The 26,716-nt window shown below is 66.1% G+C and carries 20 protein-coding genes; 9 read left to right on the forward strand and 11 right to left on the reverse strand.

Annotated elements, in window-relative coordinates; translation table 11 throughout:
- Positions 1–13 precede the first annotated feature (13 nt).
- The 3 genes from HT136_RS13115 to HT136_RS13125 form a co-directional block, all read right to left on the reverse strand.
- Positions 14–1,741, reverse strand: a complete 1,728-nt coding sequence (locus HT136_RS13115; RefSeq protein WP_214200220.1) for a DUF4153 domain-containing protein — start codon at positions 1,739–1,741, stop codon at positions 14–16.
- A gap of 73 nt (positions 1,742–1,814) precedes the next feature.
- Positions 1,815–2,285 carry a hypothetical protein gene (locus HT136_RS13120; protein ID WP_214200222.1) on the reverse strand — a complete coding sequence of 157 codons (471 nt, stop codon included), beginning with the start codon at positions 2,283–2,285 and terminating at the stop codon, positions 1,815–1,817.
- Between the two features lie 13 nt (positions 2,286–2,298).
- Positions 2,299–2,736: a hypothetical protein gene (locus tag HT136_RS13125; protein ID WP_214200224.1), complete on the reverse strand. Its 438-nt coding sequence runs from the start codon at positions 2,734–2,736 to the stop codon at positions 2,299–2,301.
- 204 nt (positions 2,737–2,940) lie between these two features.
- Between HT136_RS13125 and HT136_RS13130 the strand changes: the two genes are divergently transcribed.
- From HT136_RS13130 to HT136_RS13140, 3 genes are all read left to right on the forward strand, one after another.
- Complete coding sequence (locus tag HT136_RS13130; protein WP_246543675.1) at positions 2,941–3,498, forward strand: TetR/AcrR family transcriptional regulator; 558 nt, start codon at positions 2,941–2,943, stop codon at positions 3,496–3,498.
- Positions 3,499–3,640: 142 nt separating this feature from the next.
- Positions 3,641–4,318, forward strand: coding sequence for an iron-containing redox enzyme family protein (locus HT136_RS13135; protein WP_214200226.1), 678 nt, complete (start codon positions 3,641–3,643; stop codon positions 4,316–4,318).
- Positions 4,311–5,210, forward strand: coding sequence for a DUF6999 family protein (locus HT136_RS13140; protein ID WP_214200227.1), 900 nt, complete (start codon positions 4,311–4,313; stop codon positions 5,208–5,210). The genes HT136_RS13135 and HT136_RS13140 overlap by 8 nt, the downstream gene beginning before the upstream one ends.
- A 28-nt stretch (positions 5,211–5,238) precedes the next feature.
- Here HT136_RS13140 and HT136_RS13145 read toward each other — a convergent pair whose 3' ends face one another.
- The gene (locus tag HT136_RS13145) at positions 5,239–5,826 is read right to left on the reverse strand and encodes a hypothetical protein (RefSeq protein ID WP_214200228.1); all 588 of its coding nucleotides are present in this window, start codon (positions 5,824–5,826) and stop codon (positions 5,239–5,241) included.
- 47 nt (positions 5,827–5,873) lie between these two features.
- The gene (locus HT136_RS13150; protein ID WP_214200229.1) at positions 5,874–6,569 is read right to left on the reverse strand and encodes a lysozyme inhibitor LprI family protein; all 696 of its coding nucleotides are present in this window, start codon (positions 6,567–6,569) and stop codon (positions 5,874–5,876) included.
- Between the two features lie 644 nt (positions 6,570–7,213).
- Here HT136_RS13150 and HT136_RS13155 point away from each other — a divergent pair.
- Entirely contained in the window at positions 7,214–7,708 is a 495-nt protein-coding gene (locus HT136_RS13155; RefSeq protein ID WP_214200230.1) for a YcxB family protein, read from the forward strand.
- A gap of 260 nt (positions 7,709–7,968) precedes the next feature.
- Positions 7,969–9,552, forward strand: coding sequence for a tannase/feruloyl esterase family alpha/beta hydrolase (locus HT136_RS13160; RefSeq protein WP_214200231.1), 1,584 nt, complete (start codon positions 7,969–7,971; stop codon positions 9,550–9,552).
- Between the two features lie 32 nt (positions 9,553–9,584).
- Here HT136_RS13160 and HT136_RS13165 read toward each other — a convergent pair whose 3' ends face one another.
- The gene (locus tag HT136_RS13165) at positions 9,585–10,262 is read right to left on the reverse strand and encodes a Fe2+-dependent dioxygenase (protein ID WP_214200232.1); all 678 of its coding nucleotides are present in this window, start codon (positions 10,260–10,262) and stop codon (positions 9,585–9,587) included.
- Between the two features lie 94 nt (positions 10,263–10,356).
- Positions 10,357–12,681 (reverse strand): catecholate siderophore receptor Fiu, encoded by a 2,325-nt coding sequence (locus HT136_RS13170; RefSeq protein WP_214200233.1) that lies wholly within the window; start codon positions 12,679–12,681, stop codon positions 10,357–10,359.
- A gap of 577 nt (positions 12,682–13,258) precedes the next feature.
- Here HT136_RS13170 and HT136_RS13175 point away from each other — a divergent pair.
- A complete protein-coding gene (locus HT136_RS13175) occupies positions 13,259–15,382 on the forward strand; it encodes a TonB-dependent receptor (RefSeq protein WP_214200234.1) in 2,124 nt (707 codons plus the stop codon).
- A gap of 147 nt (positions 15,383–15,529) precedes the next feature.
- Here HT136_RS13175 and HT136_RS13180 read toward each other — a convergent pair whose 3' ends face one another.
- Positions 15,530–17,596 carry a S9 family peptidase gene (locus tag HT136_RS13180; RefSeq protein ID WP_214200235.1) on the reverse strand — a complete coding sequence of 689 codons (2,067 nt, stop codon included), beginning with the start codon at positions 17,594–17,596 and terminating at the stop codon, positions 15,530–15,532.
- Positions 17,597–17,621: 25 nt separating this feature from the next.
- Positions 17,622–19,817 carry a TonB-dependent receptor gene (locus HT136_RS13185; protein WP_246543676.1) on the reverse strand — a complete coding sequence of 732 codons (2,196 nt, stop codon included), beginning with the start codon at positions 19,815–19,817 and terminating at the stop codon, positions 17,622–17,624.
- A 364-nt stretch (positions 19,818–20,181) separates the two neighbouring features.
- On the opposite strand from HT136_RS13185, the gene HT136_RS13190 reads away from it, so the two are divergent.
- On the forward strand, positions 20,182–21,846 hold the full coding sequence (locus tag HT136_RS13190; RefSeq protein WP_214200236.1) for an amidohydrolase: 1,665 nt from the start codon (positions 20,182–20,184) through the stop codon (positions 21,844–21,846).
- A 466-nt stretch (positions 21,847–22,312) separates the two neighbouring features.
- A complete protein-coding gene (locus tag HT136_RS13195; protein ID WP_214200237.1) occupies positions 22,313–24,394 on the forward strand; it encodes a TonB-dependent siderophore receptor in 2,082 nt (693 codons plus the stop codon).
- A 162-nt stretch (positions 24,395–24,556) separates the two neighbouring features.
- Here the strand turns inward: HT136_RS13195 and HT136_RS13200 are convergent, their stop codons facing one another.
- Both HT136_RS13200 and HT136_RS13205 read right to left on the reverse strand, forming a co-directional pair.
- Positions 24,557–24,967, reverse strand: a complete 411-nt coding sequence (locus tag HT136_RS13200) for a VOC family protein (RefSeq protein ID WP_214200238.1) — start codon at positions 24,965–24,967, stop codon at positions 24,557–24,559.
- Positions 24,964–25,572, reverse strand: a complete 609-nt coding sequence (locus HT136_RS13205; protein WP_214200239.1) for a pyridoxamine 5'-phosphate oxidase family protein — start codon at positions 25,570–25,572, stop codon at positions 24,964–24,966. The genes HT136_RS13200 and HT136_RS13205 overlap by 4 nt, the downstream gene beginning before the upstream one ends.
- Before the next feature lie 76 nt (positions 25,573–25,648).
- Here HT136_RS13205 and HT136_RS13210 point away from each other — a divergent pair, with 76 nt between their 5' ends.
- Entirely contained in the window at positions 25,649–26,542 is an 894-nt protein-coding gene (locus HT136_RS13210) for a LysR family transcriptional regulator (protein ID WP_214200240.1), read from the forward strand.
- Positions 26,543–26,716 lie beyond the last annotated feature (174 nt).

Genomic DNA, 26,716 nt, shown 5'->3' on the forward strand with positions numbered 1-26,716 from the left:
GGTCCCACGATCTCTATTCGAAGTCGTCGCCCACGGGAACGCCGTTGATGAAGACCTGCCGGCGCTCGACCTTGCGCACTTCGATGTTGCCCTCGCTGAGGCCGCGGCCGATCGTGTCCAGTTCGGCCTTGTCGCGGGTGCGAAAGCGATCCTGGTAGCGCCATTGACCCGCCTCCAGGCGATAGAGGTTGGTGCCGCTCGAGGTCACGATGATGGCCTCGCCGTGCGCCCGGTCGTAGCGTACCAGGCATCTGAGGTTGGTGTCGCAGGCGCTGAACTCGCTCAGCTTGCGATAGAGGTCTTCAGGCAGCTTCGCGCCGTGCGGCAGGATCGTGACCAGGCTGGGGTCGACCGGGGGGCGGCGCGGCGGGGCGATCGCCGCTTCGAGATTCCAGCGGTTGCGCTCCTTCAGCGCATAGCCGGCCGCTTCGCGGATTTCCGGCGTGCTTCCCTCCTTGGCCAGACGGCGCACGGCTGCCTCGCCGGGAGGGCCGAAATCGAAGCGCAGGGCGCCCCAGTCGAACCGGTCCGCTGCCACGCGCCCCTGCTCGAGCCGGGCAACCTGGTCGCGGGCCGAAATCGCGCCGAAATTAAGCAGCGGGCTCGCCAGCAGGAGCGAAAGCACGGCAAGGCCGATCGCCAGGCGACGGTTGTCCTCGCGCAGAGTGGCGCCCGCCTGCAGCCGGCGGCGAAGCACCGTGACGAAATAGGCAAGGCCATAGGCGCTGAGGATCGCGGTCAGGGTGACCGCCCATAGCCGGTCGGGCGTCAGGCCATGTTGCTGGATGCGCACGGCGACCGAGATCGCGGCGATGAGGCTGAGCGGCAGGATCGCGAGGCACAGGACCGCAGCGCTTGCCCGCAAGGCCGGATGGCGCGCTGCGGCCGGCTCGCTCTCCCCGATCACCGCGTTGGCCAGAACCAGGGCTGCCAGGATACTGCCGAGCACGATCCCGCTGGTCGAGCGGGTGGCGGCCCAGATCGCTCCAAGACCGGTCACCGGGACCGCCAGCAGGAAGATCAGCAGGCCCAGCGCGAGCAAGGGCGCTAGCAGCGCGAGGATCGTCGTGACCGCCTGGACGGCCGTGGCGAGCAAGGCGTAGCGCTCGCGCAGGATGCCGATGCCGGCCCCGAGCGCCGCGCCGGTCAATGTCAGCATGACCCAGTTCTCGCCCAGCAGATCGGCAAGAAGGCCAATCCCGATCAGCTCGAAGAGCTGGCCGAGCAGGTAGAGCACGATCCAGACCACCGTGGTGAACACGCAGGCCGCCGCCGAGACGATCGCATCGGACCAGGCGCAGCGGTAGGCGCGTTCATAGGGCATCGCGAACGAGGGCGCGCCGGAAGCGGGCTGGGACGCGCGCCAGGACTGGAACAAGGGTGTCGCAATGGCCACGCCAAGTGCGGCATAGGCCACCTTCCAGGGCTCCCCGCCGCTGTCGAACGGGCCGCAACCATATGTCGTAAGCCCCACGATCAGGGCCCCGACCAGCGCAAAGGCCACGGTTCCGACACGTCTGGCGGGCTCGTCGAGAAGGGTCAGCAGCAGCGCGAAGACGGCGACGAAGACCCCACCGGCCGAACGGATCGCCAACTGATCGGGCAGGTAGCGATCGGGCCGCACGATGCCGAAGATCAGCAGTCCGGCAAGGGCTCCCAGGACGGTGAATGCCCAGGGGCGCAGCGGCGAGGCGGCGAGGGCAGGGGCATCGCTGTGCGGGGACGGGGACGTGTCGGCCACGGATGACCTCCTCTTTTGGCAATTCTGCAGGCGCGAAAGCGACGTGCCTTGCGCACCTCCTTCGCGGGCAGGGTCACGAATAGAACGGTATCCGGCTCAGGACATAAGTCCCGTCCTTGGGCGTGAACACCAGCTGGTCGGCGAAGTTGGGCGCGTCGAGGAGGAATTCGCCCTTGTCGAGCGGCCCGGGCGCCTCGCCGTCGTCGCCACCCGGCACGAAGCCGCGCGTGCGATTGGCGCGGATCGCGGCGATCACGCCGGGGGTGAAGATCGCGTCGTAATGCGCGAGGAACTGCGCGCGGGTCGTTGCGCTGCGATCCACCTCGCCGCCGGCGTAATCGCGAAACGGCAAGCCGACCATGCTCGCCACCCGGGCCTTGTCCCCGGAGAGGACCGCCTTGCGGAACGCGGCAAAGAACGCGTCGAATGCAGCCGGCAGCCGGGCGGAAGCGGCGAGGGCCGGACCTCCGGGAAGAGCGGGGCCCACGGCGGGCGAGACGGCGACGACGAGCGAAAGCGCGATGGCGCGGGCGGGTGCGGGCATCAGGACCGGCTCCTCACATCGACTCGTCGGCCAGCGCTACCAGTTCCCAGCAGCTTCCGGCCGCCCGGAACTGGTAGCGCAACTGGTAGCCGGTATCGGGCGCGGCCAGCAGGACCTCGAAGGCGCCGCCGCCCTTGGGGGTGCTGCGCATCTCGAGGCCACCGTGCTTGCGCTCGGCGGCGAGCGGCATGATCGGGAAATCGATCGATCCGCCGGGCTGGTTCGTGGTGACCATGCGCGGTTCGGGATCGGCGTCGGGGTCGATCTGCCCGATGGAGACGACCTTGGCGACGTGGGCGCGCTGCACGTCCGCACTGGCGCCAAAGGCCGACAGGAACGCGGCGAAGGTCTTGCCGGGGCAGGCGGGCGCCGCGGCCATGGCCGGTCCGGCGTACGCGGCGGCGCCGAGCATGAGAGCGCAAACGAGCAGACAACGGCTGGGAGGGTTCATCACTATTGCTCCGTCGTGGGCATCTCGCGGTCTTCGCGTCCGAGTCGCTGCGCCACGCCGAAACCCGAGATTTCATCGACAGGGCTAATCACCAATTGATCGTTGATCAATTAAAAATTCGACGCTGTACATTTTGGCGCGGATTTCCTAGGGTGACCGGATATGGGTCGTCGATCGGATCACAGCCGCAAAGAGCTGGAACACATGCTCATCGTTGAAGGGCACAAGCACATGGCGGATGTCGGCTTTGCGCGGTTTTCCGCGCGCGAAGTCGCCAAACGGATCGGCTATTCGATCGGAACCATGTACAACGTGTTCGGGACTTACGACCAGCTCGTCATCGCCATCAACACGCGCACGTTCGTGCTGTGGGCAGCCTATCTTCGCAAGGCGCTGGAAACGAGCGGCGAGGATCGCATCCGGACGCTGGTCGAGGGCTATTTCGGCTTCGCGCGCACCAACCGCAACGCCTGGATGGCGATTTACGACCATCACTTGCCGCCCGACGTGACCCTGCCGCCCGAACACGACCTGCTGCGCGGGCAATTGACCGACGTGGTGGTCGAGGAAGTGCGCGCCGTGCTTCCGCCCGGCCGCGAGGACGAGGCACCGCGCCTTGCCCGCTCGCTGGTGGCGACGGTCCACGGCCATTGCATGTTTGACCTCAACGGTTCCTTCGCGCTGATGGGCGAGCACGAACCGATGGCGCTGGCACTTTCGCGCGTTCGCGAGAGCCTTGCCGCCGCCGGGGCGCGCGCCTGAATTTCCTACCGCCAGCCAGAATTGATCGCTGTACAGAATTTTATTGAACGGCGATCATAATTTTGCCATGACCTGTCTGCCGAAGGTCCGGAGAGGGCCTTGGGATCATGACGGCACGAACGATGGCGGACGGAGCAGGCGCATGACGAAGCTGATGGAAGCAGCGCATCTCGAAGCGGCCCATCGCGGCATTGCGCGGGTGTGGATCGAGTTCGAAAGCGCCCTGGCGCAAGTCCCGGTGATCGCCCGCCTGCTTTCAGGGCGGTTGCGGATCGAGGACTATCGCAGCCTCTTGTTCAACGTGCGCCAGCAGGTCGTCGATGGCGGGCGCTGGATCAGCCGGGCGGCCTCGAACCTCGAGCACGAGGAACTGCGCTCGCTGTTCATCCGCCACGCCGCCGCCGAGCACCGCGACTATCGCATGCTCGAGGACAACTACGTGGCGGCCGGCGGCTCGCGCGAGGCGATCCGGGGCGGGATCAAGAACATCGGTTCCGAGGCGCTCTCGGCCTTCATGTTTCACGCGGCCTCGCAGGCCAATCCGGTCGGCCTGCTCGGCGCCATGTTCGTGATCGAGGGGCTGGGCAATCGCATGGCGGGCACCTGGGCACAGGCGATCCGCAGCCAGTTGGGGCTGGGCGAGGAGGCGGTCAGCTTCCTCGCCTATCATGGCGAGAACGACGAGGATCACCTCGCGATGTTCGACCGGGCGCTGGCGATTGCGGTGACCGACGAGGCCACGGCCAGCGCGGTGGCGCGCCACGCCAAGGTCGTGGCGCGCCTCTACCGGCTGCAACTGGAAGAACTCGACAATGTCTGAGGCAGGGAGTTGCAAGGCGCCAGCGGCCGAAATTCCGGGCCTGGACGCCTGGGATCCCGAGGATCCCGACCCGTGGCTGGCCCTGATGATGGACCGCTCGCTGCCGATCGCGCCCGAGGCCAAGGTCGCGCTGATCCGCGACCAGCGCTCGCGCAGCCGCCAGTTCCTGCTGCCGATCGTGCGGCCTTTTGCGCGGCTGTGGATCATCGTCGCGCAATTGGTCCACACCGTGACCCCGCGCTGGCCCCATGCCCCGCGTTTCCTGCACGCCAGCATCGCCTTCGGGATGAAGCATTTCCTCACCCCCGACGCGAACCGCCTGATCCTGCGCCATTTCCATCTGGGCGCGCAGATCCTGCGCTTCATCTCGGACAATGCGACGCCCGGTTTTCATCCCTCGTTGAAGCCGATGACGCCGCGCCGCATCGACGACGTACGCGCCAATCTCTTCCTCAACCACGACCTCAACATCTACAATTACCTGATCGGCCTCAACGCGGAGCTGGATCGTCGCGGGACGGAGATCGGAAAGGTCGAGCGGCTCGATTTTTCCGCGATCACCGAGGATCTCGAACTGGAGGAGCTGCCGCAAGGGCGCTTCAACGTGATCGACCTGCAGACCGCGATCGAGTGCTACACGCCGGCTTATGCGATGCTGCTGACCGACCGCGATTTCTGGCGCGCGACCAACTCGCTGCAACTCGACGAGACGATCGGCCTCTACGCCGCGCGCCTGACGGGCGAGGAGAAGCACCTGGCGATGATCGTCAACGGCCATCCGCTGGTGCCGCACTCGACCTTGCGCGCCGGCTTCCGACTGATGCTGCACGGTCTTTCCACCGAGCTGCTCCATGGCTTTTTGCTGCACATGAAGCGGCACCAGTCGGCGTAACCTGCCGACGTAACCTGCCGACTGGGCCTTACCCGGCAACGATCTGCGCGGCCGGATAGTCCTCTGCGTCGGAGGGGCATTTGCCCTGCTTCATCACGCTGGGCTGGCCCGGTTCGAACCATTGCGAGGCGGCGCTATCGTCTTCGTAGCCGAGCCCGTCGTAGATGCAGACCTGGGGCGCAGAGCCATCGGGCGCAAGCACGACCGACCAGTTGTAGCGGTCCTCGGCGTGGTTGGCGCCGCCCCAGGCGAGGATGCGGCCACCCTGCACCTGCTTGATCGGCAGGCCGAGGCCGCCCTTTTCGAACACGACGGCGGCGCGCTTCTCGGCGTCCGGCACGGCGGCAAGGATCGCGGCCTTGACCTCCGGATTGTCGAGGAAGCGATGGCCGTTGACGACATCGAAGGGATACTTGCCGACATAGGCCGTGAGGTCGACGTGGTGGGCGCCTGCGGCGTGTGCCGCACGCTGGGGGGCAGCCTCGGGCGCGAGCCGGGCTTCGGGAGCACCCGTTGCCGTGGTCTCGCCGGCCGGTTGCCGGTCGAGCGAATTCGCCGCCTGGCCGCAACCCGAAATGCCCGCGAAGGCCAGCACCGTCAAAGCAAGAACTTTCATGTCACGTCCTTTGGAGAGGAAGGGCCCTTGGCCGTTTCTGGCCGACTTCACTTGGTTCGCGCGACCGGAGCGGAGGCGGCGGTGTGGAAGTAGCTTCCGGCAAGCGAACCGTTGAGGCCGCAATTGGGGTTGGGGACGCCGGCCGGTTCCGAGACCTCGAGCGTTGCTCCCGAGCGGGCGAAGGAAAGGCGGGCCTCCGGATCACCACCGAGGGTGTTCCAGCCCGAGACGCTGGTGGTCGCCAGCTTGCCGCTTTCTTCGCAGACCCAGCGCGCGTTCGTCGGCTCGACCGCATTGGCGGAGAACACGAGGCTTCCGTCGGGGCCGCGCGAGACGATGATTTCGCCGGCAAGATTGCTCCAGACCCCTTCGATCCCGGCCGGCGGGGACCAGTCGATCGCGTTGAGGAAGGTCAGCCGGTCCTTGAGGATCGGGATGCGGGCCTGCGCATCGCCAAACGCGCTGTCGCGCCGGGCGATGAACCACTGCTGGTCCTTCTTCAGCTTTTCCGCCGAGGACGTGTCCAGGCCCCGGCGCAAGGCGGCATAACGCATGCCGATCTGCCCATCGAGCGAGGACAGCGGCTTGCTTGCGCAGATGGCCCTTTCGGCTTCGGATGCGGCGCGCGTGCAATCGAAGGACGGGCCATTGCGCTCGGGGTCGGCGGCCGAGGCAGGGGGCGCGCTGAAGGCCGCAAGGCCCGCGCCCAGGATGGCCAGGGCGCCAAGGGGAAGGTGGGACATGATGTTCGATCCTTGCACCGTTTCCAGCTGACGTGGGTGTCTCCCCACGCGCTGTCGATTCGGATAGACACCAAAATTGTACATTGATCAATTAAAAACGGGAGGTAGCCCCGTTTCGCTGTCGGCTAGGGATCGATCAGGCCAGGCGAACGGGCGATGGCGGCCGCTTCGCCGCGGGGCCTGTCCGATCCTTGCCACGGCCGGGGGCGACGTCCTGACCCGGGCTGCAGGGGGCGCCGAGCCATCCGCGGCGGACTATAGCGCCGATGCGCAGGCGCTGGAGGCTCTGATCCGCAAAAATTGCGCCTATCTCGACGACCCGCCCGGCGCCAACCTGCCCCATTCGCCGCAGCTCGCTGCCCGCCGCGATGCCGATACGCTGCTGCACTAAGCCGAGGACGTGCTGACCACGCTGGCCGATCATCACGAGATGACGGGGCGCTCGTTCGAGGACGACCGGGCGATCGTGCCGAGCTTTGCGGACTTGTGGATCGTTCGGAGCCAGGGCGCCTACCGGATCGATGCGGTCCGTGCCGAGAGTCCCGCCTCCCAGGCCGGGCGCGGCGCGGGCGGGGCCACTTCACCGCTGAGGCAGATGGAGAACAGGCGTTGCGGCCGAAGCGGGGCGGTGGCACGCTCGGGTCATGCAGAAAGCCTCCTTCGACACCTCGCCCGAAGATCTGACCGCGGCCTACCGACTGAACCTCAAGGCAAGGCTCACGGCACGGCGGGCGCGGAGGAACTATTTCGTGAGCACGGTGGCGATCGGCATGCTGGCTGCGGTTTCGACGTCGATCTGGCCCTTCGGCTCCCCCGTGTTTGCGGCGGTGATCGCCATGATCTACTGGTTGCTGTTTCTAGCCTTCGTTTTCGCCACGGCCTATCTGAGGCTTCCCCGCCAGTCGCGCGCGATTTACACGCAGCAAAAGTCGCTGCACGTGACGACAACCGTCGAATGGAACGATGCGGGCATCGCGTTCACCTCGGCGAAGGGGCAGACGCATTTCGTCTGGGATGACTTTACCAGGATAGATGCGGACGAAAAGGTCGTCCTCCTGTGGCAAAGCGATGCGGTCATGAATTTCATCCCCACGCGTGTCCTCACCCCAGTCCAGCTCGGCGATATTACCGGCCGTTGACCGAGTTGCTTCCAGCCAGGAAAGCCGTCTGGAAACCCTTTTGGTAATCACCTGACGGAAATAGAGGTGTAATGAGGGCATATTGCCTATAACCGTTATATTCGAATAAATTCAGCAATCGAAATAGAAAATTTCGCACAGGCCAGATCACAGGCTTGACCCTTTCCCCATAACGCGGGACACAGCACCGGTCGGGGCAATTCAAAAGGCAGACCTCGGAGCACTTCGCGGGTGCGATTGAATTGGAGGGGAGGGGATCCATGCGTATCGCACATGTGGGCATAGCCGCATTCCTGCTGCTGGGGGCCGCTGCACCGGGGCGCGGGCCCGAGGACGAGGCTCCCGAGGCCCGCTGCGCGGCTTTCGCGAAGGCGTCGTTCGGTGGCGACGTCCGGCTCACTTCGGTCCGGCATGTCGGCGTTACCGAGGCCGGAACGGCGCAGCCGGGCGGTTCGCCACTGGCTGTCGCTCTCCCTGCCCATTGCCGGGTCGAGGGCGTGATCGGTGAGCGCACGGGGGCAGGTGGCAAGCCATTCGGCATCGGTTTCGCGATTGCGCTGCCCGATGACTGGAACGGCCGCTTCCTCCTGCAAGGCGGCGGCGGGCTCAACGGCAGCGTCGGATTCCCGGCTGGCCCCGTCGCAGCGGGTGACAGGCCGGCGCTGGCGCGCGGTTTTGCGGTCATCTCGCACGACAGCGGCCACAAGGGCGCGGTCTTCGACCAGAGCTTCTTGGTCGACCAGCGCGCGACTTTGGACTTCGCCGAGACCTCGGTGCTGACCGTCGCAACGCTCGGAAAGAAGATCACCGCGGCCTATTACGGCAAGCCGATCGGGCACAGCTACATGACCGGCTGCTCGACGGGTGGGCGCGAGGGCATGCTGGCAACGCAGCGCTATCCCGAATTGTTCGACGGCGTGATCATCGGTGCGCCCGCGATGCGCACGGGCGATTCCAACCTGGGCCAGGAATATACGCAGGTCCTGTTCAACCAGGCCGCGCCCAAGGGGCCGGACGGCACGCCGATCATGAGCGAAGTGCTCAACCCCGCCGACCGCAAGACGATCGTCGAGGGCATTCTCGCGCAGTGCGACGGTCTCGACGGGCTCAAGGACGGCATGATCGAGAACGTGGCGCAATGCCATTTCCAGCCCGCAAAGCTGCTCTGCAAGGGCGGTCGCAAGACCGAAGGGTGCCTGGGTGCCGGGCAGGTCAAGGCGCTCGAACTGGGTCTTGCCGGTCCCAGGGACAAGGCCGGTTATCCCATCTATGCACCGATGAGCGCGGACACGGGCATCGCGGCGACGCCGATCGGCTACCTTCCGACAGGTGGTCCGGGGCCGTTCGGCCCGCCCAACAGCGCAACCAGCATCGACCTCGACGCGCGCATCCACGCGATCCGCAACACGCCCTGGCAGCGGCTTACCGACACCAATTACTGGACGAACCTCAACACCTATCTCGATCGGGGCGGCAAGATCATGTTCTACCACGGCGTGTCGGACTTCTGGTTCTCGCCGCTGGCGACCTGGGACTATTACCAGCGCGCCGAAAAGGACAACGGGAAAGCGTTCACCCAGGCCAGCCGTTTCTACATGGTGCCCGGCATGCTCCATTGCGGCGGCGGCAACAGCTTCGAGCGGTTCGACATGCTCTCGAAGATGGTCGACTGGGTCGAGAAGGGCGAGGCGCCCCAGGAAATCATCGCCCAGCGCCGGGCGCCGTCGAGCGAGACGCGGCCGCTATGCCCCTATCCTGCCCACGCGCAATACCGCGGGGGAGAGGCCGGGAACGCCGCAAGCTTCACCTGCACGCCGCCCAGCGAGGCCGGACCGAATACCTGAGGCCGAACGGTCACAGCTCGCTGGCCCTCGCCCTAGACTTCGGACCAGGAGCGCAGCAGGTTGTGGTAGACGCCGGTCAGTTGCACCACCGCGTCGCGGTCGGCGCCGTCCTGCGTCAGTTTCTGGATCGCGGTGTCGAGTTCGAACAACGTGCGCCGCTGTCCATCCTCGCGGATGAGGCTCTGGATCCAGAAGAACGAGGCCAGCCGTGCCCCGCGCGTCACCGGCTCGACCCGGTGGAGGCTGCTAGAGGGGTAGATCACCGCATCGCCCGCGCGCTTGGCCACGGCGTGTTCGCCATACGTGTCGCTGACGATGAGACGGCCGCCTTCGTACTCCTCGGGGTCGTTGAGGAACAGCGTGCACGAGACGTCCGAGCGCAGTTGCTCGCCATCCTCGAGCATCATCACCGCGCCATCGACGTGGAAACCGTATTCGCCGCCGCCTGCATAGCGGTTGAAGCGCGGGGGCAGGATGCGGCGGGGCAGCGCGGCGGCGAAGAACAGCGGGCAGCGCTTGAGCGCGCGCAGCACCGCCTGCCCGAGCTCGGCCTTGAGCGGCGAGGTATCGGGCAATTGCTCGTTGCGCTTCACGTGCGCACCCTGCGCGCCCACCGTCTCGCGCCCGTCGGTCCAGTCCGCACCGTCGAGGCGGCGGCGGAAGACCGCGACTTCGTCACGGGTCAGCACGTCGGGAATGTGAAGCAGCATCAGCCAGGGTCCGTGTGAAAGGTGGAAAGACGGCCGATGGCGGAAAGGCCGCAAGAGCCCTTCCGCCATCGTCTTCGGGGTATCCCGGTTCGGCTCAGAACGAAAAGTCCGCGCTGAACAGGAAGGTCTGCGGCGTGCCGCGGTTGTAGCGATAGCCGCTCTTATTGATGCCCACCACGTAGTTCTTGTCGAACAGGTTGTAGGCGTTGACGCGAAGCTTGGCGTAAGGCGTGAGTGCGTAGCTGGCGGTGGCGTCGAAGACGACGTAGCCCTTGGTCGTCTTGGGCGTGCCCGCCGCGCCGTCGGTGCCGCGGTGGAGGCCGTCGCTGTACTTGAGGCCGCCACCCAGTTCGAGCCCCATGGGCAGCAGGTATGTGGTCCAGAGCGTCGCCGCGTCGCCCGGCGTGTAGGTCAGGTTCTCGGTGCCGTCGCTGGTGACGACCGGGCCTTCGAGGACCTTGCTGTCCTGGATCGTGTAGCCCGCCGAGATCGACCAGGGCTCGGTGATGTGGCCCACCGTCGAAAGTTCGATGCCGCGCACGCGGCGCTTGCCGGTCTGCGTGGGATTGCCCGCATCGTCGAGCACCTGGCTGTTGATCTCGTTGCTGACGGTGGTCTGGTAGGCCGCCGCGTTGACTGCCAGCCGTCCATCGAACGCGTTCCACTTGGCGCCCACCTCGAAGGTATCGGCCTTCTGCGGCTTCATGTTGGGGTTCGCCGCGCTCGACGAGGAGGAACTGAGCGTGAAGTTGTCGCCGCCCGGAGGCTGCTGCGACAGCGCGTAGTTGGCGTAAAGGCTGAGGCTCTCGATCGGCTTGAAGACGGCGCCCAGCTTCCAGTTGAACAGCGTGCCCTTGTCGCTGAGGTTCGCCGTCTCGATGATCGTGCCGGTCGGGTTGTCGCCGCAGGCCACCGCGCCGCGTCCGGTGCCGCCGCAGACCGCATTGGCGAAGTAGCTCGTCTTGTAGTGGTCGACGCGGATGCCGCCGGTCACCAGCAGGGCGCCGTCGAGGAACTTGGCGGTATCGAAGGCATAGAACGACTGGGTGTCGGTCTTGCCCCGGTTCTGCGCGCCGTTCAGCCAATAGGCGTAAGTGCCAACGTCGTTCCAGTCCGGGTCGTAGAGGCTCGCGACCGCCAGCGAGCCCGAGCTGCTGTAGGCAAGTTGCACCTGCTTTTCGCCGGTGATCTCGATGCCGGTGCTGAGCGCGTGCTCGACGGGGCCGGTCGCGAAGTCCCAGCGCAGGTTGAGCTGGTCGGTGATGATGCGGTTGCTGACGTTGCGCGTGGTCGGGTTGCTGCGCGCGGTGGTGTAGGTGGAGAGATCGTCCGCGTCGGTATAGGTGATGTTGCTGTTGGTCGTCATGAACGCGGTCAGCAGGTAGTCCTGGTGCGTCTTGCCCCAGCGCGCGGTGTTGGTGAGCTTGAGGTTGTCGGCGAGGTCGTGCTCGAGGATGAAGGTCGCCATCTTGGCGGTGACATCGTCGTGGTCGAGCCGGGTGCCATAGAAGTTCGAGGGATCGACCGGATGGCCGACGAGCTGCTCCAGGCCTGACTGCGGCTCCCAGCCCGAAATGCCGACGGTGGGTACGTAGCCGTCGGGGACATTGTCCTGGTTGACGTAGAGGAAGTTGAGGTAGGCGCGGGTGGCGGTGCCGAGGCCAAAGGCGAACGAGGGCGCAACGCCCACGCGGCTGTTGTTGACGTGGTCGCGGCCGGGAACGTCGCTGTCCTGCCACACCGCGTTGAGGCGCACCGCCGCGTTGGGAATGGCGCCGAGCGGTTGGTTGACGTCCATCGTCGCGCGCTTCTGGCCGTCGGTGCCGATCATCACGCTGGCGAGCGCCGCGGCCTCGGGGCCGGCGCGCTTGGAGACCATGTTGATCGCGCCCGAGGGCGCCGTGCGGCCGTTGTCGGTGCCCGCCGGGCCCTTGGCCACTTCGACCTGCTCGGTGTTGAAGATGTCGCGCGAGATCGCGCCGAGATCGCGGATGCCATCGACGAAGATGCTGCTCGAGGTGTCGAAACCGCGCATGTAGAGCGCGTCGCCGCTGGTGGTGTTGCCGTTTTCACCGGCGTAGAAGGTGCCGACGCCCGGGCTGTTGCGCAGCGCCTCGGTCAGCGTCGTCGCGCCCTGCGCGTGGAAGGTCTCCTCCCCGATGATCTGGATGGTCTGCGGGGTGTCCTGCAGCGGCTGGGTGAACTTGGGCGAGGCCACGCGGTCGATCTTGACCCCGTCCTCATCCTCGAGCGCGGTGCTCGAGACGGTCATCCCGCCAAGGTTGGTCGACGGCGATGCGGTGGCCGCGTCCTGTGCGGACTGGGCGTGCACCGGGCTCGCGGCCATGCCGAAGGCGCCGAGCGCGAGATAGGCTGGCGACGCCGATGCGATCGACGCGCGCAAACGTGAAATGGACATCAATTTCCCCCCTGACGCGAGCAAGCAAAGATCTTGCTACAATGATGCGAATGATTCGCGATAGCGACGGGCGATAGTCACGATTCCGCTTAATTGCAAATAGTTCTTAGTTGCATTTCGAGAATATTGCAGCGCGCCCAGGAGGTTGCAGCGGCGCGCACGGCAAGAGCTTGGCCTCGCGATCGGGTTTGCGGCGCAGGCGTCGTGTCCAGACGCGTCCGAACCGCACGAACTCGGGGACCCGGCGCGGCAATTCCGGCGACGATGGCCGAACCGATGCCGCCAGTGCTCCCCGTCACGACGCCCGTCTGATCTGCGAAACCCCGTTCAACCACGCTATAAGGGGCTTCTTTGAATACCTGCGGGCATTTCTCCGCGCGCCTGCTCCGAATTGCGGCGAAAGAGTGTTTGGCGCCGCGCTCTATCCGATATGCGAAGAGCCGCGAGCGTAGTCATGACAATTCGACGCAACTTCAACAGCAAGCCGACGCGGCCGCTGACGCGCGAAGAGACACATTCGATATCTCACGCCTGCACGCGTGCATCTCGACAATTTTATCAAAAGGTTCAGGGAAAAATGAGCAATTCTTTCGGCAAGCTGCTGCTTGCGGCCACGGCGCTGACCGCGGTCCCCGGGCTGGCCTTCGCGCAGGACGGCAAATCGGACGACGGGCAGGCTGGCGGTTTCAACGAGATCGTCGTCACCTCGCAGCGCACCGAGCAACGCTTGCAGGACGTGCCGCTCAGCGTCACGGCGATCACGCCCGAGGAGATCGCGACCCGTCAGATCCTCGCGCCGACGGACGTGGCGCGCCTCGTACCCAACCTCAAGCTTGACGGCGTGACCGGTGGTTCGGCGGGGCTCAAGGCCTATATCCGTGGCGGCGGCGGCACCGACGGCGGCTACGTGATGTCGGAAGCCGAAGTCGCGCTCTACGTCAACGACGTCTACAACGCGCGCATGCAGGGCGCGCTGATGGACTTCGCCGAGATCGAGCGGATCGAGGTCCTGCGCGGCCCGCAGGGCGTGCTCTACGGCCGCAACGCCTCGGCCGGCGCCATCAACATCATCACCAAGCAACCCGCCGATGTGCTGACCGGCACCGCGCAAGTGGGCTACGGCACCTGGAACGAGCGCCGCGTCAAGGGCTACCTCTCGGTGCCGCTGAGCGAAGACGGTAAGTGGGCCGCCTCGATCAACGGCATCGCGCGCAAGCGCGACGGTGGCCGCCAGTACAACGCGACGCTCGACAAGAAGGTCGGGGCCGAGGATTTCCAGGGCGGCATGTTCGACCTTGCCTACAAGGGCAGCGACGTCACCGCGCGCCTGAACCTCTACTACATGGACCTCGATTCCGACGGCCAGTGGTCGGTCAACACCGTCACCGATGCCGACGGCAAGATCACCCCGCTCTCGGGCTCCTACCGCACCGTGCTCTCGCCGGTCGAATCCTACACCGCCGTGACCCAGAAGGGCGGATCGCTCAAGCTGACCGCGAACTATCCGGGCGGCACGCTGACCTCGATCACCGCCTATTCCGAGCTCGACGACGCCTGGCGCCAGGATTTTTCAGGCGGCGTCTACCCCTCGATGCTGGGCATGTCCGGCGATACCCCGCTCGCGCTCATGGACCGCGAGAGCATTTCGCAGCAGTGGCAGTTCAGCCAGGAAACCAACGCCACCGGCTCGCTTGCCGATGACTTCATCGACTACGTGATCGGGGTCTATTATTTCCACGAGAACGGCGATCAGGTGATCAACACCACGACCTTCTTCGTCCCCTCGGTCACCAACTTCCACGCCAAGACCGACGCCTGGGCCGGGTACGGCCAGTTCACCTTCAACCTGACCGACCAGCTCGCCTTCATAGCGGGCGGTCGCTACACGCTGGAGGACAAGGCGCTGAACGCGGACATCGACGGGGATCCCGCGATCAGCCGCGACCACTATGAGAAGTTCACGCCCAAGCTGGGCGTCAACTTCAAGCCGCTGCCCGATCTGCTGGTCTATGGTTCGTATTCGGTCGGCTTCAAGTCGGGCGGCTACAACGGCCTCGCCTCGACCGCGCAGCAGCTTGCCGCCGCCTTCAAGCCGCAGACCACCGACGCCTTCGAAGTGGGCGTCAAGACCGACCTTGGCCGCACGCTGCGCCTTGCCGTCTCGGGCTTCGTCAACAAGGTCCAGGACCGTCAGGAATCGGTCAACCTGGGCGATGGCGGCTTCCTGATCGAGAACTACGATCTCACCATCAAGGGCATTGAGGCGGAAATCGCCTGGAAGCCGGTGCGCGGCCTGCAGATCTGGGGCAACGGCGCGCTCAACGACGGCAAGTACCGCAACGTTCCGGAAGGCGCCTCGCTTACGGGTAACGTGCCGCCTTTCCTGCCCGATTACCAGGCGACGGTGGGCTTCGACTACAACTTCGATCTCGGCGATGGCACGGTCAAGTTCGGCGCGGACGGCAACTTCCGCGATGCCTACTACTCGACCGCCGACAACGCCGGCATCGGCGCTGTGGATTCGACGCAGATCTTCAACGGCTACGTCGGCTACGACATCGGCCCCTGGAACTTCCAGATCGCGGGCAAGAACCTGTTTAACCAGATCAACTGGCAGACCGGTTTCGGCTTCTCGGTCGTCAACCCGCGCTTCATGACCGATCCGCGCACGGTGCTGGGCACGATCCGCTACAGCTTCTAAGCGGGGCTTATACCAAGCAGCGATGAGTGAAGCTCAACGCTGCTTGGCGGGTAACACCAAGCGCCGCGGCACGGGGCCGATGGAACGATTGGGCTCGTGCCGCGCGCGGCAACGCGCATCGGATGGCGCTGCCACCCTTGGCGCCGACTATTGGCGCAGGTGCGCGTCGAAGAAGCCGAGCACGCGCCTTTGCACGTCCTCCTGGTGCGCGGGTTCGTGGAACCAGTGCGGTTCGCGCGGGTAGCGGACCATCTGCGCGGGCTTGTCCAGCAGGCGCAGCCCCCGGTAGAACTGGAGCGCCATGGTCGGCGGGACGCGGGTGTCCTCGGCTCCGCTGAGGATCAGCACTGGGGTCTCGACCTTGTCGAGCAGGCGCACCGAGGAAGTTGCGTCGAGATCGGCAAGGTGCGCCTGCGGCTCGCCGAAATAGCCGGTGGTGAAATCGGGCGTGTCGGTGGCGCGCGCCATGACTGCCATGTCGACCGGGGCGGCCCCCATCACGCCCGCCTTGAAGCGCTTGGTGTGGGTCACGCTCCAGGCGGTCATGAAGCCGCCGTAGCTCCACCCGCCGATGCCCAGGCGCTTGGGATCGGCGATGCCCTGCGCCTCGAGGCTGTCGAGCCCGTCGAGCATGTCCTGGTAGTCCCCGCCACCCCAGTCCTTGCCGACGGCGCGGGCGAAGTCGGTGCCCTGGCCGTCCGAGCCCCGGATATTGGGCAGCAGGACCGCATAGCCGTGCGTCGCCAACATCTGCGCCCATTCGTGCCACGAGCCCAGCCAGCCCGACCACCAGGCCCATTCCGGCCCGCCATGGATCTGCACGATGGTGGGCAGCCTCCGGGACTTGTCGTAGCCCGGAGGGGTTACCAGCACGCCGTAGATCGTGCGGGCATCGACACTGCTCTTCCAGGATATCTCCTCGACTTTGCCGAGCGACCACCTGGCGACCTCGGGATTGATCTGGGTGATCGGCCGGGACGTGCCCTTGCGCACCGTCCAGACGTCGGCCGGCCGGTCCGGGCTGGAAAGCGAGACCGCCATGAGCTGATCGCGCGGCCCCACTTCGAGGTCGCTCGCTTCCCCGTCGAGGTCGGCGAGCGTGGTGACCGTGCCGTCGAGGGCCAGGCGCACGATGTGCGAACGCGTCTTCTCGAAGGTCGTCGCCAGGATCGCCTTGCCGTCGCGGGTCCAGGTCATGTGCGTGAACAGCCCGGCGTAATCGTCGGCCAGCGCGTGGGTCTCGCCGCTCGCCAGGTCATGGACGCGCACGCCAAGCCCGATGAAGCCGGGTGTGCGCAGGATGCCCGAGAGGATCTTGGTGCCATCGGGCGAGAAGTGGATCTCGCCTTCGCTGTGCGCGATCAGGGTCTTGCCCAGGGCGCCGGTCGCCGGATCGAGCAAGGCGACGTTGCCGAAATAGAAGTAGGTGTTGATGTCCGTCTTGTCGGTGGTGCGCACGGCGATGCGCGTGCCATCGGGCGACCAGGCGAGCTGCGAGATGGTCACGCCCTCGGGCGAGACGCGGCGGGCACGGCCAGTCGCCAGGTCGAGTAGCCAGAGCCGCGTGAAATGCCCGGTCGCATCCATGACCTGTTCGTCGCGTCCGGCTTCCTTGTCGGCCTTTTCCGCCGCGCTTGGCGGATCGGTGGCGAGGAAGGCGATCGTCTTTCCATCGGGAGAGAAGGCAAAGTCGCTCACGCTGCCGGCAAAGGCCGTAAGCGGAACGGCTTCGCCCCCATCGCTCGGCATCATCCAGATCTGTAGCGTTGCCTTGCCGGCACCGACTTCGGCGCGCGTGCCGGGAACATCGGTGGTAAAGGCGAAGCGGAGGTCCGCCGTGCCGGTAAGTGGGTTCGCCCGGTCCGACAGGAACGCCACATGCGCGCCGTCGGGCGCGAAGCGCGGGGTGTTGTTGATCCCCGCGCTCGTGGCAAGTCGGCGCGGCGGGGCGCTGCCGTCGGCGGGTACCTGCCAGATCGTCTGCAGCGGCGCGTTGAACGTCGCCATCTGGCGGGTGACCGTATAGAGGATGCGCGTGCCGTCGGGCGACATGGCAATGTCGCGCATGTCGTCGAGGCGCATGATGTCCTCGGGAGCGATCGCCCCGCCCTTTGCCGCGGAAATGGCGGTATCTGCCGCCAGCACCGGGCATGGCGCCAGCGCGCTTCCCAGCACGGCCAGGAGAGGGAGGGCGGAGCGGATCGCGGTCTTCATATCATGTCCCTGTTGGCGATGGGTCTCAGAGCCCGAAGTCGAGGCGCAGGCCGATCGTGCGCGGGCGCGTGACCGAGTAGGCCGGCGCCGTCATCGAGGTGAAGGGCGCGTTGAGCACCCCGCGCTCGTTGAACACGTTGTTGGCAAAGACCATCGCCTTGACGTGATCGCCCAGCGTGAGCGAGGCACGCAGGTCGAACAGGTTGTAGTCGCCGCGCGTCGCCGTGCTGCCGAAGGCGACTGGCGCCGAGGAGAGGTAGCGGTGCGCCACTTCGAACGTGGGCGCCATCGCGCTGCCCGGAATCGTCAGGCGCAGGTTGTTGGCGACCGACCACTTCGACGAGCCGGGAAGGGTGGTCCCGGAGGCATAGCCGCCGCCCGCGGCGAAGCTGTCGGGCAGCAAGGCGGTGAGCTTCGCGTCCTGGTAGGTCACGTTGCTCGAGAAGCTGATCGCCTTGCTGAGGTTCACCGTGCCCGAGAACTCGACACCCGCGACGTTCGCGCCGCCCGCGTTGACGACATAGGAATAGTACGTCGGGGCCGGGCCGAAGAGGCGCGCCTGGATGTTCTTCCAGTCAAGGTTGAAGACGCTCGTCTCGATGTAGATGCGGTCCTCGAGCGCGCTGAACTTGACGCCCATCTCGTAGTTGTCGACCTCGTCGCTGCCGTAGGTCTGCGGCAGCGAATCGAGGAACCCGGCGTTGGGGTTGATGCCCCCCACGCGGTAGCCCTTCGAATACGTGGCGTACCACATGAAGTCGTCGCTGGGGTGCAGCGCCAGCGTCACCTTGGGGGTGAAGCCGTCCTCCGAGTTCGAGACCGTTGCCGAGCTGCCCGTGGTGCTGCCGCTGATCGCGCCCGGTTCGTTGATCACCGTGCCCGAATACTTGTTGGAATAGTAGCGTCCGCCCAGGGTCAGTTCCACGCCGTTGACCGGCGTGAGGGTCACTTCGCCGAACAGCCCGAAGTCCTCGTTCACCGAGTTCGAACGGTAGCCGTAGACGACGTCGGCCGGTGCCAGCGTCGAGCCGTAGATGTCCTCGGCCCCCGGCGCGATGATCTGGTCGTAGCTTGCCTTCTTCGCGTGAAGGTAGCTGGTGCCGATGAGCCAGGTGACCGGCCCTTCGTCCTTCGAGGCCAGGCGCGCCTCGACCTGCTTCAGGTTGGAATCGGCCGTGCCCAGCGAATAAGGCGCGTCCTCGCCCTCGTAGACGCCGTTGAGGTAGCCATACGTGGGGTAGGACAGGACCGTGGTGTTGGTCTTCTTGTCGATCGAGCCGAAGGCGGTGAAGTCGGCGAAGCCCAGGTCCTGCTCGAGCTTGAGGCTGTTGAGGAAGAAGCTTGTTTCCTGTGGCTCGTTGCGGGCGATGCCGCTGCGGGTAAGCGCGTCGAGCGAGGTGATGTAGGTCTGGTCGTCGAGGCGCGTGTCCTGGTAGGCCGTCATCCAGGTGACCTTGGTGTCGACCGAGGGGGTCAGCACGATCGAGCCGCGCAGCCCGCGCGTGCGGAAGTTGTTGCTGCCCTCGTCGCCCGTCGCCAGGTTGTCGATGTAGCCGGCATCGTAGCGTTGCAGCGCCATGCCGCGCACCGCCAGAACGTCCTGGATGATCGGCACGTTGACCATCGCCTTGGCGGCGTAGTTGGCCTCCTGCGCGTTGTCGGTATAGCCGATCAGCGCTTCGCCTGCGGCATCGAACGCGCTCGTGTCGGCGGTCTTGACCACGTAGTTCACCGCGCCGCCCAGCGACGAGGAACCGAACAGCGTGCCCTGGGGCCCGCGCAGCACCTCGACGCGGTCGAGATCGAAGGTGTCGACGTCGGGAATGCCGATCGGCCAGCCCGGCTCCACCAGCGGGATCTCGTTCATGTAGTAGCCGGTCGTCGTCTGGCCCTGCTCGTGGTAGGTGGTGGCCGCGATGCCACGGATGACGACTTCGGAGATGCCGGGCTGGTAGTCGTTGAAAGTGACGCCGGGCAGGCGCGTGATGTAGTCGGACAGGCTATTGGCATTCGCCGCGGCCAGGTCCTCGCCGGTCACCGCGCTGATCGGCAGGGCCACGTCGCGCAGCGTCTCGTCGCGCTTGGTCGCGGTCACGACGATCTCGCCGGGCTTGGTCGCGCCCGTATCGGCCGCGTCCCGCGCGAAGGACGGCATCGCGAGCACCATCGCGCCCAGCGCTGCACTGCAAAATACCCCGTTCCGGATAAGACTGTTTTTCATCACGCAAAGCCCCCTTTGGTTCACTCGAAATATCCGACACGTCCGGATCGGACACGCCCCTCATGGATCGGGCCGTCTGTGGTGCAGCCCCGTCGGCGTATAGATTTGAACTGCCTTGGTTCCTCAAAAACATCCAGATTATGGAAAAGCAGGGGGCCAACTGGCGGCGGCCCCTGCCAGCCGCCGTCGGGGTCAGGCGCCCACGCACCGGAAACCGCGCGAGACAGCGGCTTCGCGCGGGTGGAATAGGCCTTGGCACCTTCGCATTTGCAGAATTGGGCCTTGGGGCCGCCGCTCAGGCAATTAGTCTGGCCCCATCGATGCGCAAGGTTTGCAGCGCGAAGAGGGGCCATGAGAGGGCAAGATGAAGTTTGATCGCAGAACTGTTCTGGCCGGTAGCGGGCTATGGCTTCTGGCCGGACGGGCACTGGCCGCGGAGCGTCGGCTCGACACCGTTCTCATCAACGCGAATGTCTGGACCGGTGACCCCCGCCTGCCCCGCACCGACGCGGTCGGCCTGGCGGGCAATCGCATCATGGCGCTCGGGCGCGAGGCTGTCGATGCGGCGCGCGGGCCCGCGACCCGCGTCATCGACCTGCAGGGGGCCTTCGTCTGCCCCGGCTTCATGGACAACCACACGCATTTCATGATCGGCTCGAGCACGCTTGGCCAGCCCGACCTGCTCGGCGCGGTCAGCCGCTCCGATTTCGCCGACCGGCTCGGCAGGGCCGCCAAGGCGCGTCCGGGCAAGTGGATCCTGGGCGGAAGCTGGGACGAGCAGCGACTGGGCGGTGAACTGCCGACGCGCGACTGGATCGACGCGGCGACGGGCGATACCCCCGTTGCGGTGCCGCGCACCGACTTGCACATGTACCTGCTCAACAGCGCCGCGCTGAAAGCCGCCGGGATCACCCGCGACACGCCCGATATCGCAGGCGGCGTGATCGGGCGCGATGCCAGGGGTGAGCCCACCGGCATCCTCAAGGACAACGCCAAGACGCTCGTCGAACGCGTCATCCCGACGCCCAGTGACGCCGAACGCGAAGCGACCATGCGCGCCGGGATCGCGCACGGGCTCGCGCGCGGGTTCACCCAGGTCCACTGCCCCGAGCCCTTCGACTGGGTGACCTACGACACCGCCCGGCGCCTGCGCCTCAAGGGCGAGACCGACATGCGCTTCTACTGCATGGTCCCGGCGCGCGACTGGGAGAAGATGGCCGCCATCGTCAAGGCCGAAGGGCGCGGCGACGACTGGGTGCGCTGGGGGGCGGTGAAGGCGCTGGCGGACGGTTCGCTGGGATCGCGCACCGCGCTCTTCCACGAACACTACACCGATGCGCCCGAGCAGGTCGGCATGCGTGTCACGGGCCTTGCCGACCTTGCCGAACAGATCGACGGAGCCGATGCGGCGGGGCTGCAACTGGCAATCCACGCCATTGGCGATCGCAGCAACGACGACGTGCTCGACATCATCGCCAACGTCACCGCGCGGCGTCCGGGGCGCGACCGGCGCATGCGCATCGAGCACGCCCAGCACCTGACCTCGTTCGCGGTGCCGCGTTTCGCCGAACTGGGCGTCATCGCCTCGTGCCAGCCCTACCACGCGATCGACGACGGGCGCTGGGCGGTCAAGCGCATCGGCGAGGAGCGGCTCGAAGGGACCTACGCATTGCATTCGCTGATCGCCGCCGGCGCGACGGTCACCTTCGGGTCCGACTGGCCGGTCGCCCCCTTCGACGCAATCACCGGCATCCAGGCTGCCGTGACGCGCGAGACGATCGACGGAAAGAACCCCGACGGTTGGCTCCCCGAGCAGAAGATCAAGGCCGAGCAGGCGCTGCGCTGCTATACCCGCAACAACGCCTTCGCCGGATTCCAGGAAGACCGCCTGGGTCTAGTGGCACCGGGCTACATCGCCGACCTTACCGTCCTCGACGGCGATCCGACACGCGTGCCCGAGCATGCGATCAAGGCGATCAAGCCGCTGCGAACGATCGTGAACGGCACCACCCGCTGGCAAGCCGCCTAAGGGTAAAATCGGGCGCCGGTCCGATGGGCTCGAGCCCGCCGCAGGAGCGGGAGGTATAACCTTCCCGCCTGGCGCATCGAACTTGTCCTGCTTGTCGAGCGGGATGATCAACGCCCGACCGGCCCGCATGTCGTGTTCCAGGGTGCCGCCGCGCCGTCCTCGCTTTCAGCGAGAACGAGCCGGTGCCGGCGCACGATCTTGAGCTCACCGGCCTGGATAGCGGGATGCCGGGCCTTGAGACGGATCGAAGTGATCGGCCCGATCGACCGGCCCCGCGCACCTGGCGCGGGGCCGGAACGATCCGCAGCATCTGCCCGCGAGGCTCCTTTTGGTTGGTTGCGCCGCCACAGGTCATGGCGGCGCCCGCAATCTGCAATGAACTGGTATATAACGCCAATATTGCCAATGCGTCTCAATAGCGCTACCAGCCCCAATTATTGAGATTGAGTCGCAAATAGGGGTGCATATGATTTCCGCTCGTTCGATCGTTCTATGCGGCGTGGCCGCCTGTGCCGTGATGGCGCCGGGTGCCCATGCCCAGGATACGCGTGCCGAAACCCAGACCGAGGCCGGGCATGGAGAGGAGATCGTCGTGACAGGCGCGATTTCCGGTACCAAGACCGAAACGCCCCTGATCGAAGTCCCGCAGCCGCTCACCGTCGTACCGGCCGAGCAATACCTCTCGCAGGGTGCGATCAGCATCAGCGACACCGTGAAGTATGCCGCCGGCGTCCTCGCAAATGCCTATGGACGTGATACGCGCGTTGACGGTTTTCGCGTGCGCGGCATCAACGCGCTCCAGTTCCGCGACGGCATGCGCGATATCTTCTCGTACTACGCGAGCATCACGTCGGACCCCTACAACTTCGAGCGGGTCGAGATCGTGCGCGGGCCAGCCTCGGTGCTGTTCGGCCAGGGCTCGATCGGCGGTATCGTCAACCTCGTCTCCAAGACGCCGGATTTCGAGACGCGCGGCGAAGTCAACCTCGTCTACGGCAGCTACGAGCGCAAGGAGGCGATGGCCGACGTCAACGTCGCGCTCGCCGACAATCTGGCGATCCGCACCGTCGCGCGTGTCCGGGATGCCGACACTTACGTCGATCACGTGCCCGATGACCGTGTGCTCTTCGCGCCCTCGCTGCGCTGGCAGCCCACGCCGGACACGAACGTCGTCCTGACCGGGGTCTACCAGGAGGACGATACCGGCTCGACCTCGCAGTTCCTGCCGATCGTCGGCACGTTCCGTCCCAATCCGGGCAATCCGGACGGGCGGCTCGATCCCTACACGTTTGTGGGCAAGGCGGGCTGGGACCGCTATGCGGGGCGCTCGCTGCAAGGGGGCGCCGCCGTCAGCCACGATTTCTCGGACACGGTCCGGATCAGCCTCAAGGCGCGCTACATCGACAGCGACCTCGAGTACAACACGCACTACGCCGACAGCTACTCCAACCCGACCGATCCCTATTCGGTCTACGGCAGCGACGGGCGGACGATCGGGCTGACGGCCGATGCCAGCGATGCCCGGATGAACGTCTTCTCCACCGACAACAACGTCCGCTTCAGCTTCAACACCGGCGCCAACTTCGAGCACACGCTGCTGGTCGGCATCGACTACAGCTGGAACAAGGTGGGCAAGCGCTACGCCGGCGGTACGGAGATCGTGGATCTCTACGACATCGACTACGCATCGCTCCAGACTTACGACCCCACCGGCCCGTTCACCAGCGAGTCGCAAAAGCAGCTTGGCATCTACGTGCAGGACCAGATCCGCGCGTTCGATCGCGTGTCGCTGGTGCTGGGCGGTCGCCGGGACCGGGTGACGTCCTCGTCGGGCGCCAAGGACAACGCCACAACCTTCCGTGCAGGCATCATCGGCGAGCTGGGGGCCGGTTTCTCGCCGTTCTTCAGCTATACCGAGAGCTTCCTGCCGCAGGCCGGTTCGATCCAGAACGCCGACGGCACTTACGGCTCGCCCTACAAGCCGCTGACCGGAACCCAGTTCGAAGCGGGCATCAAGTGGCAGCCGCAGCCCGAAACGCTCGTCACCGTTACCGCCTTCAAGATCAAGGAAGAGAACCGCGTGCTCTACCTTGCGGGCAATGCGACGACCCAGTCGGGCGTGCTGAACACCAAGGGCATCGAGGTCGAGGCGAGCCACACGCTTCCGGGCGATTTCCAGTTGCTGCTCAACTATGGCTACAACAAGCTGAAGTCGGAAACCGACACCAATCTCGACTACATGCCGCGCCATGTCGCCTCGGCCTGGACGACGAAGACCTTCGGCGTCGCGGACGACGCGCACCTGCGCCTGGGTGCGGGCGTGACGTATAACGGGAAGAGCCGCTCGACCAGCGCGATCTGGTCGATCGTCACGCCATCGCGCACCAACGTCGATGCCCTGGCGGAAGTGACCTGGGAGAACTGGCGCTTCGCGGTCAACGCGACGAACCTGTTCAACGAAATCCAGTACGCCTCCTGCCTCGCGCGCGGCGACTGCTTCGTGGCGGCCCCGCGCAACGTGATGGCCTCGATCGGCTATCGCTTCTGATCCGGGCGCGGCACAGTGCGCCAAGGCTGCACACTGTGCCGCGACGCCCTCCAACGTGAACCACGCATCTTTGAGGTCATCTCGTCACGTGCCATGTGTCTCGCCTGCGCAGGCGCGAACCTTTGCAGGAGAGGGCAGGGGGCGTGGCAGGGCCCGGAGCTTTCAAGCAAAAGGCGTGGCGAATTCCAGGCGAATGCCGCCGGGAATGAAGACGAGGAAATGGCGCGTGGAGACTCCCGGCCCGATGGGGCCCGGCGGCGAATCGATGACCACCCCCGGGTGCGCCGTCACTGCGGCCCAGGCGGCCTCCAGCGCCGCATCGTCGGCGACCGCAAGCGAGAGATGATGCAGGCCGATGTTGATGCGCCGGTCGAAGGCGCGGGCCGTTTGGGGGTCCTCGGCACGCCACAAGGTCAGCAGGATCGCTCCGTCCGATACGAAGATCGAGGGATAATCGGGTACACCGCCCACTTCGGCGAAGCCCAGCGTGCCGCAGAAGAAGGCGCGCGCCTGCTCGAGGTCGGGGACGGTGAGGCCGACATGATGGACGCCCTGGGTGAACGTGCGGGTCATGATGGTGCTCCTTCCAATTGGGTGATCCGGACCCGCAGCGCGGCGATCTCGTCGAGCAGGGGTTGCGATGCACGGCGCACCTGAGCCTCGGTGAAGCGCGGCGTGATGTGCTGCGGGCAGTTCCAGTCGAATCCGACGACGTCGATCAGTAGGGCTCGCTCGGGCTCGGCGGGATAGTCGGCGGGCATCAGTGCCGCGATGGCCGCCGGGTCGTCCGTGAGCCGGGCGTGACCGATGATCTTGAGGCGGCGGCGGCTGGGATAGTCCATCAGCAAGAGGGCGACCCGCTCGTCCGCTGCAAGGTGGGCTGCGGAGAGATATTGCCGGTTGCCGCGATAGTCCGCAAATCCGATGCGATTGCCCTCGAGGTGCCGGAGGAACCCTGCCGGGCCGCCGCGATGCTGCACATAGGGCCAGCCGTCCTCCGAGACGCTTGCCATGTAGAAGCTGTCGCGCGCGACGATGAAGTCCACTTCGCGCGGCGTCAGAACGTCGACCGGCCCCGCGTCCGCTTCCATGCGCGCGTAGGAGGCCCGCGAACCCGCCGCCGCCTGCAAGGCGCGGGCGCCGGGTCCGAACAGGGTATGGAGAAATGTCTGGGCCATGCCTGGAGAGATAGTACGTTGCCCGCTATGGGATAATCAGCAATTATCGACGTTCACTATTTCAATTCGAGGAATAATGGACCGCTTCGAAAGTCTTTCCGTCTTCGTCGCCGTGGCCGAGCAACGTGGTTTCGCCGCCGCGGCACGGGCGCTGAATCTCTCTGCGCCCGCCGTCACCCGCGCGGTGGCGGCGCTCGAGCGGCATCTGGGCGTGACCTTGTTGCATCGCTCGACACGGGCCGTGTCGCTGACCGACGAGGGGGCGGCCCTGCTCGACCGCGCGCGGCGACTGCTTGCGGACCTGCGCGAGGCGGAGCAGGTCGCGATGGGCGGCCGATCCGTACCGCGCGGGCAGCTTTACGTGACGGCGCCGGTGGTGTTCGGCCGCCTGCATGTGCTGCCGGTCATCAATGCGCTCCTCGCCCGCCACGCGGGCCTGAACGTGCGGATGATGCTGCTCGATCGCAATGTCCGCATCATCGAGGAGGGTATCGACGTGGCGGTGCGGATCGGGGCGCTGGCGGACAGTTCCCTGCGCGCGGTGACGATCGGCTCCGTTCGGCAGACGATCGTGGCTAGCCCGGCCTACCTGGCCGAACATGGCGTGCCCGACGATCCCGCCGAACTTGCCAGCCACCATTGCATCGTGGGCAGCGCGGTGCGCGCCGGTCCCAAATGGTCGTTCGGTGCACGCGGCGACCGGACCGTGGAAGTGCCCTCCCGCCTGACGGTGAACAGCATTGACGCGGCCATCGCTGCCGCCAGGGACGGCGTGGGGCTCGCCAATGTGCTGAGCTATCAGTCGGCCGCGCATATTGCGCAGGGGCACCTGGTGGAAGTGCTGAGAGACCATGCCCCGGATCCCATGCCGGTAAGCCTGCTCTACGATCCCGGCCGGGCGGCCATGCCCGCCATCCGGGTATTCCTTGAGGCTATGCGGGACCACGCGAAGCAGGGGGCGTGGTCCTGATCAAGCGCCTTGGGAAGGTGCCCGCGATCGAGACGACCATACCCAGGGGAGCACGTATGCCGACTTGCGTTGAGCTTGAATCATCGCGGGTTGGTCAAGCCCTGCAGCACCTGAGCGTTCCAAGCGGCTGATGCGCCAACATCCCTGCGGCCTGGTATAAGGTCTGCATACCTT

Origin of the sequence: Novosphingobium profundi, assembly GCF_018491765.1 — a bacterium.
GTDB lineage: Bacteria > Pseudomonadota > Alphaproteobacteria > Sphingomonadales > Sphingomonadaceae > Novosphingobium > Novosphingobium profundi.